Here is an 11,767-nt window from a genome sequence, read left to right on the forward strand (position 1 = left end):
AGCCTAAGCGTGGTGTTCCGCGGTTTCCTCCTTTGAGGCTTGTCGAACGCCTGCCGCTCGTGCAGCAGCACCGTTCCGCCGCGGCAGGCATCCAACAAGCCTTAACAGGAACTGAGATTCCCTGCGTTTTCGGAACGTCCGGTTTGATGAGGATTGCGGCCTTCAGGCTTAGGTCTCAGGTGTGCCAAAAATTGACCTTCCGACTGGCAGGCATACACATTTGACAGCAATCGGTGGAGCCGTCCCCGCCACGCCAAATGACTGCCGCCAATGTTCCGGGAGCGCCATACCGTCGCTAATCCCAGCAATGATTAGGATCGGATTGTCGCCCACTTTCTCGTTGAACAGCAGATCGACATTGAGATCAGCGAACGATTGGGCAGAGAGATTATCGTTCTTTTCGATGCTGAGCACTCTTCCCACCATCAAGCACTGCCGAGATCAGGCGTTGGCTCTCCAAGGCCTCCTCGCCTGACGCGATGGGCTGGCGTCCACCCTGAATGGCATCCACGAAGTCAGCGATGAGCGCCCGGTGAGCATCATGAGGAAAATCCACGATACTCGCACCGCTTCCCGTCGAACCTTCAGCTTCGACGATTGCCTCCCGCCCATCCAGGAAGGACAAGCGAAGGGTTCCGCCTATAAGCGATGCAAATCCCTTTGTGCCAATGACTTCAATGCGCTCAGGATGCCCGGGATAGGCTGCCGTCGTTGCCATCAGAGTTCCCGGCGACCCATTGCCCAGCCGCAGGAGTGCCGAGACGTAGTCTTCCGTCTCCATGCGATGAAGATCGGTTGTCCGCACATCGGCGACAACGACGCTTGAAACGCCAACCAGCGATCGGAACAAATCGAGAGAGTGGATGGCCTGGGTCAGCAGAACCCCGCCGCCGTCCCGAGCCAGGGTGCCACGTCCCGGCTCATCGTAGTAGCTCTGCGGGCGCCACCACGGCACGGACAGGAAACCCGCTTGAACCGTGCCGATCTCTCCCCTACGGAGCACCTGCCGCAGTCTCAGGCTCCCGGGCCTGAACCGCTGCTGGAGAACAACCCCGAACGTGACGCGTGCCGCTTGCGCCGCAGCAACGAGGCGCTCGGCTCGGTCGAGGGTCAATTCCAGAGGCTTTTCGACCAGCACATGCTTTCCTGCCGCAAAGCAGCGTTCCGACACCTCAAGGTGGCTGCTCGGTGGCGTAAGGACCAGGACCGCATCGACGGCCGGATCCTGGATGGCGGCGTCGAGATCGGTCGTCGTACGAAAGGGAAACTGTTGCTGATAGGCCTGAACGCGTTCGGGTGAGCGGCTTACCGCCCAGTGCACGTCGATCCGATCCGAGAGGTCGAGGAGGCTTTTCGAATGTGGTTGCGATGCAGGCCCAAGGCCGATGATGGCCAAACCGATCTTCTTCATGGATGAAGGAACCTTCTGTCTTCGGGTCGTCCGGGTCCGTGAGGGCGCTCGGCGTTCGTTCGCGCCTTCAGCGCGAGGCGCGCCTACCGAAAAGACATGGGCTCGCCTCATGTCGGCTTCCGAGCGGCGTCCCACTGCGGCGACGACGCTCCGGAAATAGGTCAGCGCCTCTTGACTGCAATCAATGTGACGGGGGCCCGTCCGGTCCCACGAGGAAGAGGTGATCCGACACGGGTCTTCTATCGAGCTCAACATACTTTCGCAGTTCGATGGTGCCGTGCAGGTGCGCTCCGGCCAGGATCGGGGCGAGTGTCGACAAGAATTACTATTGTAGTCTTCCGGGACTAGAATACCTCAACGGCATACTTCCGTGCGGTCTCATGTGACTCGTCCGTCAGCAAATGCCACTCGGTGAGATCGGCCGTCCGCTGGAGCGCGTCCGTCAGGTCGAGCCGGAGCCGTGCGAAGCCAGTGAGCGACATCCTGGCCGCGGGATTGATCTCGACCACCAAGTCGATGTCGCTGTCCTCGCGCTGGTCGCCTCGCGCAACCGAGCCATAGACCCAGACGTGAAGAATGCCCCGCGCCTCGAGGTCTTCCTTGATGGACAAGAGGGTATGGCGGACGTGCGCCATCGACCCAGGAGCGCGATATCGGGTTAGGCGGTTGGTCCGGTGCCTCTCTCGGAGGATGATGCGGCGACCAAGATCAACGGGTTTCCAGCCCATCTCGTCCAGGGCTTCCCCGAAGGTCTTTTCGGCATCCTTCTTCTCGTTCATATGCTAGTCCGCTCCATGGGATCGGGCGATCTCTCGGACCTCCGCCTCCTGACCGCGCTGGAAGGCTTCGAGAGGGGTCTGCCCGCCCAAGGCATCATCGGGCGTCAGCCACCACTCCAGGCGCATCCATGGCGATCGGATCGGCATCTCGGCGAGGATCTCGCGGATCCTCAACAGCGTCATGGAGTTCCTGAGCTGGAAGGCGGGGACGAGCAGGCGCCCGTCGAAGGACACCGCGAGCAGGTCACCCGCCTCGGTGTGCTGTCGCAACTCCTCCGCGGTCATGCCAAGCCAGTTGGCGGCTAGCTCCTCCTCGAGGTAGCCCCCGGCCCGCCGTAGGAGTTCGTTCTTGACGATGTCGCCCTCCACGGCCAAGGCCATCCATGGATCGTCCGCGAGTGGTCCCCAGTGATGGGCCCGGTGCTTCGGTGGCATGGTGGCTCCAATCAAATCCTTGAGGACGGTCGGGCGCGGCGAGAGGCCCATGGAGCCCGTTGCCCGGACACGGCGGAGTGCATCCGCGAACCTCTCTTTATCGTCGTCCATCGCATCCTCATGCGAATCACGCGTGGGTCGTCCCAGCCTCGATGGGTAGCCGAGACGGTACCACCCAGAGAGCGTCCGGGTACATCCGTGATCCTCAGCCATGATCCAGATGTTGGAAGTCCGAATCGGGCGGCGGTCGCCTGGGAAGCCGGGGTGGCCCCATGCGGCGCCCACAAGACGCGGCAGCAGGTTACGCACCAACCGATCAGTGTTCGATGCAGGAAGCGTCGTGGAACTGGGCTTCCGTCGGCCGCACAACGGCCCAGATTGCCTCCAGATCGGCGACGACGCGCTCCAGGCTTTCGATCATCTCGGCGAGCGTGCCCATCATCCCGGAGCCGGTCGAAGCGCTGGCGCCGTTCGACTTAGCCTTGATATCGCCCGGTCACTGCACGGGTTGGCGTGCCGTCCAAGCCCTGACTGCCGCTTACGGCGATCGGGTCGTTCCATCCGCCGCCGGGAAGAGCATGCCAGCCGACAGAGTTCATGATTCGGGGGAAGCGACTGATCTGACCGCGGGTTGAGTCTCCTCTGGGTTGAGGGTGTGTCAAAACACAGATCGCGACGGATTGAGTTCGTCGATGTGGTTCTCTGATTGGCTGAAGCGCGCGTGACAACGGCCGTTTGGCTCTTCGACTAGGCTGGACGGCAGTCTCCCTGGTGTCTGAGCCATCGTGATCAGCTTGGTGCTTGTGGCGATGCCCCCTCAGAACTGGATCGCCGCCAGCAGCGGTCCAGGCCCGAGGATCGCCAGAACCCGCTTCAGGTTGTAGGCGAGCACATGCAGGCTCATCTCGGTGCGCACCCGCTCCAGGGTTCGGGTCAGGAAGTGTGTGGCGCCCATCCACGCCTTGATCGTGCCGAACGGATGCTCCACCGTCTGCCGGCGCAGGCGCGTCGTCTCCGGCGCCCGGTCGAGCCGCTCCTGCATCGCATCGAGCACGTCTTCATGCTCCCAGCGCTTGATGCGCCGCTGCTTGCCGGTCGTGCATTGCTCCTTCAGCGCACATCTCTCGCAGCAGGTGGTCCAGTAGAGGTGCAGCAGCATCCCATGCTCGACGGTGGAGCACCGTCGCGTCAGGCGCTCTCCCGCGGGACAGCGATAGGTGTCATCCTCAGGATGATAGACAAAGTCCTGCTTGCCAAAGCGGCCTTCGGCTTTAGCGCCGGAACTGAGGGTCTTGGGCACAGAGGGCGTGATGCCGGCTCGCCCGCAGGCCAGGATGTCCTCACCCTTGTAGTAGCCGCGGTCGGCCAGAGCCTCCAGGCTCGGCGTGCCCATGGCCGCCTGTGCCTGCTGAGCCATCCCCGACAACTGGCCCCGATCCGAGCCACTGTTGGTCACCTCATGCGCGACGATGAGATGGTGCTGGACATCCACCGCCGCCTGCACGTTGTAGCCCACGATCCCGGTGCCGATGCCGCGAGTGGCCATCGCGCGGGCATCCGGATCGGTCAGCGAGATCTGCTGGTCGGGCGCGGCCAGCACTTGCTGCTCCAGCTCCCGGAATTGCTGCATCTGCTCTCGGAGGGCCGCGATCTTGTCCCTGATCCGTCCGGCCTTCTCCTGCGCCAGCTCGCTCTCCTGTCGATCCGCCGTGTCGAGGGCGCAGAGGTAATGCGCGATGCTGGCCTCCACCTGCGCGATCCGCTTGGCGAGCTTGGCCGGCGTGAAATTCTTGTCGCGGGCATTGACGGCCTTGAACTTGGAACCGTCGATGGCCACCACCGCCTGCGAGAACAGGTTGAGCTTGCGGCACAGCCCGACGAACTGGCGGCATACCGCCCGGATGGCCGGTCCGTTGTCCTTGCGGAAGCGGGCGATGGTCTTGTGATCCGGCTGGAGCTGGCCGGTGAGCCACATCAGCTCGAGATTGCGGCTGGTCTCCTGCTCAAGGCGGCGGCTCGAGGGAATGCGGTTGAGATAGCCGTAGATGTAGAGCTTGAGCAGCGCCGCCGGATGATAGGCCGGGCGGCCTGTCGCCTGCGGGACAACGCCGTCGAACCCCAGCGCGCGCAGGTCGAGTTCGTCGACGAAGACGTCGATCACCCGCACCGGATTGTCCTCGCTGATGTACTCGTCGAGGTAGGCAGGGAACAAGGTGCCCTGGCTGCGCTCCTGGCCTTGGACAAACCGCTTCATCGCGATCCCTCCAGTCCATGCTACCGCACAAAGCTACCAGATCCTGCGTTTTGACACACTCTCGGTCATACAAGGAAGTCGCCCGGGCTCCAGGAATGTCCGGTGTACCCGGTGTAGGCGGTCATTCAGTCCGGTTCTGGGACGTGCCGGAAGCCGACCTTCAAGCACCACGCGACCTCATCTGCTCTTCGATGACTCTGCCGACCTGAAGTCATGATGAGATTCACGGGCGGAGATCGCGACCTTTATGGCATCTCTCCGCCTCGCTGCTCATTGCGCACATCACTCATTTGAGGCAATCGCGGGTCGCGCTGTCCCCATGGTGATCAGGACCACCGACAGCTAACTGGCTTAAGATAAGCATCCACCACTCTCGTCGTCAGAACGTCACGAACGAAATCCGGGGACAAATACCCGCAGCACCTTTTCGACCCGTCGAGCCGTTTCGTCGTCCAATCTCAGGTTCTTGTGACGGTTGTAGAACTCCATGAACCCACTCACGACCTTGTTGAACTTGAAGGCCCGCACGTCACGGTCGACCTGATCTTCGAAGGGCTTTAGGTCGATCCGGTCGGTGCCCCGGCTCTCTAGCCACCGCCGCATCCTCGACAAGAACCTGCGCTGCCCGACAATGTGCTCGTCCGACCACTCGCCGCCCTCGAAGTAGGGGCCGATGAACATCAGGTACAGCCGCAGCTCGTCCGGGTCGTAGTCATCGGGACTGACAGCATTCCCCTTCGACTTCGACATCTTGGCCCCGTCCTTCCTGATGACGCCCTGGTGGATCACCTTCCTGAACGGTTCCTCCTGCGGGACGATGCCCATGTCGAACAGGACCATATGGATGAACCGGGTGTAGATCAGGTGCATGCAGGCGTGCTCGGCCCCGCCGACGTACAGGTCGACGGGCTGGTAGCAGCCTGCGGGCAGGAACTCGGTGTCGCTGTCGGTCAGATAGCGCAGGTAGTAGAAGGAGGAGTCCACGAACCCGTCTAGGGTATCCGTCTCGCCCTCGATCGGGATCGGACACCCCCATGTCCGTTGCCGCGAGACGCACCAGTCCCTCAGGTTGGCCAGCCAGGCCCGCTGCATCCGCTTGGTGGAATCCGGCATGTCGATCCTGTCCAGGCCGGCGATCAGGCGATCGCGGTAGTCCGTGATCCGGAAGTACCACTCGTTCATGTCCCGATGGGTGACCGCGCTGCCGCAGCGTTCGCAATGGCCATCGATCACCTGCTCGTTGGCCAGCACGGTCTCGCAGGATGGGCACCAGTTCACCTCGCCCCAGGCCTTGTAGGCCAGCCCGCGCTCGTGCAGGCGCGTGAAGATCCACTGCGTCCACTTCATGTAGGAAGGGTCGCAGGTGACCAGGCGCTCCTCATAGCAGGTGTTCATCCGCGCCAGTTGAGCTCGGAACTGTTCGATGTTCTCGTAGGTCACATCGGCCGGGTCGCGACCGACCTTGCGGGCGTAGTTCTCGGCCGGCAGTCCGAAGGCGTCGTAGCCAAAGGGCTGGAAGACAGTCATGCCGCGATGCCTCAGCCAACGGCAGTAGGAATCGATGATGGCGTAGTTGTAGTAGTGCCCCAGATGCAGCCCCGCCGCGGACGGATACGGGAACATCACGGCACAGTAGAAATCGGCTTTCATGGCTCGACTCTCTGCGTTCGGGCGAACGCGCGAGAGGAGCGCCGCCCAGGTTACTTCGCGAACAGGATGGAAGCCCCGGCCGTCGGAACGACCGGGAGGCGAAGTCGCAGAGCGTGAGCGAACATGATCATGAGCTTAAGGTAATAACGGTCCTGATCGGGGTCAACGTCTGGGTACCCTTGCAGGAATGGATCACAAGCGCCGCTCTTCGACGAAGAAGGTGCCGCTGTTCCAATGCCAGGGAGACAGACCGGCAGCCCGTGGCGGAGGACTAGACGGGCGAGCGACTGGCGCTGGTCCCTGCCCCACTCCTCCAGAAGACGTCCGATCATCTCCTTATGTCCAGCGATGAGATTCGGTAGACCGGTGCTGAGATCCCACCCGAACAGCTCCAGCGGGATCGGCTCGCTCCCGCCATGAAGTTCTTCGTGACGCCAGCGCTCCGGAGCTTTGCCTGTCAGGATGGCATGGAAGAAGTAGCGATGGTGACGCTCGTTATTGCCAGATGGCCGCATGTCGTACACCCGCTCGCCCACCAAATTCGTGATCTCGACCTCCTGAAGCCCGGTTTCCTCGACCAGTTCCCGTCGGGCGGCGTCCCTCGGCAGCTCTCCAGGAACAACGGTGCCGGCAGGAACTTGGAGGCCAGCCTCCGGATGCATGGGATGGGCGAGAAGCAAAAGCTCATGGCTGGCCCGTGTGAGATAGATGAAGGCCTTCGGCATTATCGGACACGTCACGATCTTCACCTCCAGACAACATCAGCCGACGCATCGCCAGAGCCGTTAGACTGAACCGCACGGCCGAGAAGGAGGTCCGGCGAGACGCCGGACCTCTGCTTGGGAAGTTGCAGAGGCAGGTGCCTAGTCCTCGAACTCTCCACGCAGGATCTCCCGCTTGCCGGCATGGTTGGCGGGACCAACGATCCCCTCCTTCTCCATCCGCTCCATGATGGAGGCTGCCCGGTTGTAGCCGATCTGCAACCGCCGCTGGATGTAGGATGTCGATGCTTTCCTGTGCCGCAGGACGATGCTGACGGCCTGTTCGTAGGCATCCCCTGACGCAAAGCCAGCCTCGTCCTCGTCGATTGGAAGCTCCGGAACCTCCAGTTCCTCGGGGGCCTCATCGTCGGCCGTAACGGCATCGAGGTAGACGGGCTCGCCTTGGTGCTTCAAGTGGTTGACCACCTTCTCGACCTCCTCGTCGGAGCAGAACGGCCCGTGCACGCGCGTGATCCGGCCACCGCCGGCCATGTACAGCATGTCGCCTTGCCCTAAGAGCTGCTCAGCGCCCATCTCGCCGAGGATGGTGCGGCTGTCGATCTTCGAGGTGACCTGGAACGAGATCCTTGTCGGGAAGTTCGCCTTGATCGTGCCGGTGATCACGTCGACCGACGGCCGCTGCGTCGCCAGGATGACATGGATGCCGGCAGCCCGCGCCATCTGGGCCAGGCGCTGGATCGCGCCCTCGATCTCCTTGCCGGCCACCATCATCAGGTCGGCCATCTCGTCGACGATCACCACGATGTAGGGCAACGGCGTCAGGTCAATCGTGATCTCCTCATAGGTGGCCTTTCCGGTTTCCTTATCGAACCCGGATTCAATGGTCCGCGTAATCACCTCGCCGCGGGCTTTCGCCTCGACCACGCGGGCGTTGAAGCCGTCGATGTTGCGCACCCCGAGCTTCGACATCTTGCGGTAGCGATCCTCCATCTCGCGCACCGCCCAGCGCAACGCGATGATCGCCTTCTTGGGATCGGTGACCACGGGTGTGAGGAGATGCGGGATGCCGTCATAGACCGAGAGCTCCAGCATCTTCGGGTCGACCATGATCAGGCGGCACTGCTCCGGCGTAAAGCGGTACAGCAAGGAGAGGATCATGGTGTTGATCGCCACCGACTTGCCCGAGCCGGTGGTGCCGGCGACGAGGAGATGCGGCATGCGGGCGAGATCGGCAATGACCGGCTCACCGCCGATGGTTTTGCCGAGACAGATCGGAAGCTTCTGGACCGATCCCTGGAAATCCGCCGCCTCCAGCATCTCGCGGAGGTACACCGTCTCACGGGTTGCATTCGGGAGTTCAATGCCGATGGCATTGCGCCCGGGGATCACCGCAACGCGCGCCGAGACCGCGCTCATCGAGCGGGCGATATCCTCCGAGAGCGCAATGACACGCGAGGATTTGACACCCGGCGCAGGCTCAAGTTCGTACAGCGTGACCACTGGTCCGGGATGGACGTGGATAACCTCGCCCTTCACCCCAAAGTCACGGATGACCTTTTCCACCCGTCCGGCCCTCTCCTCAAGGATATCCTCGGTCAGTATCTCTCCCTCCCGCTGCGGCGGCTGGGCGAGCAACTCGATGGACGGAAGCTCATATCCAGCGCTCTTACCGCGCTCCTGAAGTATCCGCTCGTGAAGTGGGAACTCGATCACCTGAGCGATCTGGGTGACGACCGGTTCAACCGGCGTTCCCTGGCATTCGGCGACGGCTGTAGCCTCACTCACCGTTTGAGCGGGTACGAACTCGTTGCCGAACAGGGCTAGATATCCCAGATCGATATCATCAGTCGCATCATGGACTACTGCGTCTCCCGGACCGGGTTCAACAACATCCAACCCAGCCACCTCGTCCGAGTCTGATGGGGAAAGAGCAATCTCCTCCTCATACGCAGTAGGCTGCTCAATCTCACCCGTGTTGTACGCTTCCTCGGCGACCATCCCCAGAGCGAAGTCCGCACTCTCTGTCGGAGTGTCATCGATCAGGAATGATCCAGGCGCGACAACCAAGTGATAAAGGCTCGATTGGAAGGCGAAGCCCGAGAAGGCTGGTGTTGCTGGGAGCACGGGAACCGGCAGAAGCAGTTTTGCGGCGCTGGACAGATCTTCCTCATCGATCAACTGTTTGGCAGTCTCTTCGGCGATCAGGTCAATCACTATTTCCTGGCTCACGTCCGAGTGTAATTCCTCCACGACAGGATTGTCGTCGAGGGTCATCTCGGCATCGTCCGCAATGTCGTTATCGGGGAAATGAGCCGCCTCTTCGTCAGGCTGTTCTCCTGACGGCCGCAATTCCACGGGATTCGGCTCGAGTTCGGTTTCAGGAACTCTGGCGTCAGTCGATCTTGCCTCTATGGCGGCGCGAAGCCTCTCGAGACGGTCATGGATCGCCTCCTGAGCCGCCTGATGTTCCTCACGGGCAGCGCGAGCGACCTCCAGCCCTTCATCGGCAATCAAGGTCACGACATTCGTTTCAGGCTGCTTTTTGATGAAGCGGTCAGGTGTGCGTGTTGCCCTCACGTCCTTGGACAGCTCGAAGGCTGGCCACCACCCGGGCTCGGTCTCTCCCACCGACGACCAAGGTGCTTGCCAAGCAAACTGCATGCTGCCCCCGACTTGTGTGCTCTCCGTCTTTCGAAGCTCCGATGTCTTTGCCAAGTCCCGAGCTTCCTGCTGAATCGCGGCCGGAAGAAAATCATTAGGCTTGAATGAGTTACGCATGAGTATTTGCAAATCCATTGAGGCAGACGCAGGGGGACTGCTGCCGTCGGGGACTGTCGCCCATGGGGGGTAAAGAGAGAGTTATTGGATGGGATGATGGCCGGGTATGTCCCTGCCGATGATCGAGAGTTGAAGGATGGATACCCCCAGCCAAACGACCTCGTCGGGGTGCCATCGACGATGCTGAAAGTCTGCCAAATGCGACCCAGTGATCACGCTCGCCTCTCCGGCGCGACGAGCTGTGCCGTTGCGAACAAAACGGGAAACGGGATCTATAGTGGACCCAAAGGAATGATTCGACCGTGTCTGCCAACACCGCCTACCTTGACCAACTCAATCCCCGGCACCGTCAGGCAGTGGAGCACGGCGTCAGTCCTGGGGGTGAATCATCATCCGCACCCTTGCTGATCATTGCCGGGGCAGGCTCGGGCAAGACCAACACACTTGCTCATCGCGTCGCCCATCTGATCGTCAACGGCGCCGATCCGCGCCGCATCCTTCTCTTGACCTTCTCGCGCCGGGCCGCGGCCGAAATGGCGCGGCGCGTCGAACGGATCGCCGGCAAGGTCATGGGGCAGAGCGCCAGCGTGATGACCGACGCCCTGACCTGGGCCGGCACCTTCCACGGCATCGGCGCGCGGCTGCTGCGCGACTACGCACTGGAGATCGGGCTCGATCCGGCGTTCTCGATCCACGACCGTGAGGACTCCGCCGATCTGATGAACCTCGTCCGGCACGAACTCGGCTTCTCGACGACGGAGAGCCGCTTTCCGGCCAAGGCGACTTGTCTGGCGATCTATTCCCGCTGTGTGAACGCCGAGATGGCCATTGAGGAGGTACTGCGGGCCTCCTATCCATGGTGTGCCGGATGGGCGGCCGAACTGCGCCAGTTGTTCAGCGCCTATGTCGAGGCCAAGCAGCGCCAGAATGTGCTCGATTACGATGACCTTCTGCTCTATTGGGGCCAGATGGTGGCCGAGCCTTCGATCGCAGCCGAACTCGGCGGACGCTTCGATCATGTCCTCGTCGACGAGTATCAGGATACGAACCGACTCCAGTCTTCGATCCTGCTCGCCCTCAAGCCGGGCGGCCAGGGCCTCACGGTGGTCGGGGATGACGCTCAGTCGATCTATTCCTTCCGCGCAGCGACCGTCCGCAACATCCTGGACTTTCCGACCCAATTCAGCCCGCCGGCCGAAATCGTCACGCTGGATCGCAACTACCGCTCGAGCCAGCCGATCCTGGCCGCCGCCAATGCAGTAATCGAGCTTGCCTCCGAGCGCTTCACGAAGAATCTCTGGACCGACCGCACGTCCGCCGAGCGGCCACAACTCGTGGCGGTGCGGGATGAGGCCGATCAGGCCCGCTACGTGGTCGAGCAGGTGCTCGCGAACCGCGAGAATGGGATGAGCCTCAAGCAGCAGGCCGTGCTGTTTCGGACCTCGCACCACTCCGGCTCCTTGGAGGTGGAGCTGACCCGCCGCAACATTCCCTTCGTGAAGTTCGGCGGCCTCAAGTTCCTCGATGCCGCTCACGTCAAGGATCTGCTCGCGATGCTGCGGTTCGTGCAGAACCCGCGCGATCGGGTCGCCGGCTTCCGGCTGATGCAGCTCCTGCCCGGCGTCGGCCCGACTTCGGCTCAGCGGGTGCTCGATCGCATGCATGATGCCGCCGATCCGATCGGGGCTCTGATCGAGGCCCCTGCCCCGCCCCGGGCGGGAGACGAGTGGCCCTCCTT

Annotated in this window: 10 protein-coding genes; 1 reads left to right on the forward strand and 9 read right to left on the reverse strand. The window is 62.2% G+C overall.

The annotated features are described in order from the left end of the window. Positions 1-168 precede the first annotated feature (168 nt). The 9 genes from ACS5Q1_RS42730 to ACS5Q1_RS42770 all read right to left on the reverse strand — a co-directional run bounded on the left by ACS5Q1_RS42730 (position 169) and on the right by ACS5Q1_RS42770 (position 9,966). Entirely contained in the window at positions 169-414 is a 246-nt protein-coding gene (locus ACS5Q1_RS42730) for a hypothetical protein (RefSeq protein WP_473103915.1), read from the reverse strand. Beyond that, the gene (locus ACS5Q1_RS42735) at positions 389-1,411 is read right to left on the reverse strand and encodes a Gfo/Idh/MocA family protein (RefSeq protein ID WP_473103916.1); all 1,023 of its coding nucleotides are present in this window, start codon (positions 1,409-1,411) and stop codon (positions 389-391) included. The genes ACS5Q1_RS42730 and ACS5Q1_RS42735 overlap by 26 nt, the downstream gene beginning before the upstream one ends. Positions 1,412-1,755: 344 nt before the next feature. After that, the gene (locus tag ACS5Q1_RS42740; protein WP_473103917.1) at positions 1,756-2,190 is read right to left on the reverse strand and encodes a nucleotidyltransferase family protein; all 435 of its coding nucleotides are present in this window, start codon (positions 2,188-2,190) and stop codon (positions 1,756-1,758) included. Positions 2,191-2,193: 3 nt separating this feature from the next. Beyond that, entirely contained in the window at positions 2,194-2,736 is a 543-nt protein-coding gene (locus tag ACS5Q1_RS42745; RefSeq protein WP_473103918.1) for a hypothetical protein, read from the reverse strand. Positions 2,737-2,941: 205 nt separating this feature from the next. After that, entirely contained in the window at positions 2,942-3,067 is a 126-nt protein-coding gene (locus ACS5Q1_RS42750) for a hypothetical protein (RefSeq protein WP_473103919.1), read from the reverse strand. Positions 3,068-3,442: 375 nt separating this feature from the next. Next, entirely contained in the window at positions 3,443-4,879 is a 1,437-nt protein-coding gene (locus ACS5Q1_RS42755) for an IS1182 family transposase (RefSeq protein ID WP_473103920.1), read from the reverse strand. 387 nt (positions 4,880-5,266) lie between these two features. Continuing rightward, positions 5,267-6,529: a class I tRNA ligase family protein gene (locus ACS5Q1_RS42760; protein ID WP_473103921.1), complete on the reverse strand. Its 1,263-nt coding sequence runs from the start codon at positions 6,527-6,529 to the stop codon at positions 5,267-5,269. 50 nt (positions 6,530-6,579) lie between these two features. Further along, positions 6,580-7,269: an NUDIX hydrolase gene (locus ACS5Q1_RS42765; RefSeq protein WP_473103922.1), complete on the reverse strand. Its 690-nt coding sequence runs from the start codon at positions 7,267-7,269 to the stop codon at positions 6,580-6,582. Positions 7,270-7,392: 123 nt separating this feature from the next. After that, positions 7,393-9,966, reverse strand: coding sequence for a DNA translocase FtsK (locus ACS5Q1_RS42770; RefSeq protein WP_473103923.1), 2,574 nt, complete (start codon positions 9,964-9,966; stop codon positions 7,393-7,395). A 365-nt stretch (positions 9,967-10,331) separates the two neighbouring features. On the opposite strand from ACS5Q1_RS42770, the gene ACS5Q1_RS42775 reads away from it, so the two are divergent. Beyond that, positions 10,332-11,767 (forward strand): ATP-dependent helicase (locus ACS5Q1_RS42775; RefSeq protein ID WP_473103924.1); only part of this gene is annotated, 1,436 nt, incomplete at its 3' end.

It is taken from the genome of Microvirga sp. GN3 (genome assembly GCF_055792825.1).

Excerpts from the sequence above, each read along its gene's own strand:
- ACS5Q1_RS42735 (WP_473103916.1), bottom strand. The coding sequence starts at position 1,411 with ATGAAGAAGATCGGTTTGGCCATCATCGGCCTTGGGCCTGCATCGCAA.
- ACS5Q1_RS42740 (WP_473103917.1), bottom strand. The coding sequence starts at position 2,190 with ATGAACGAGAAGAAGGATGCCGAAAAGACCTTCGGGGAAGCCCTGGAC.
- ACS5Q1_RS42745 (WP_473103918.1), bottom strand. The coding sequence starts at position 2,736 with ATGGACGACGATAAAGAGAGGTTCGCGGATGCACTCCGCCGTGTCCGG.
- ACS5Q1_RS42750 (WP_473103919.1), bottom strand. The coding sequence starts at position 3,067 with ATGATGGGCACGCTCGCCGAGATGATCGAAAGCCTGGAGCGCGTCGTC.
- ACS5Q1_RS42755 (WP_473103920.1), bottom strand. The coding sequence starts at position 4,879 with ATGAAGCGGTTTGTCCAAGGCCAGGAGCGCAGCCAGGGCACCTTGTTC.
- ACS5Q1_RS42760 (WP_473103921.1), bottom strand. The coding sequence starts at position 6,529 with ATGAAAGCCGATTTCTACTGTGCCGTGATGTTCCCGTATCCGTCCGCG.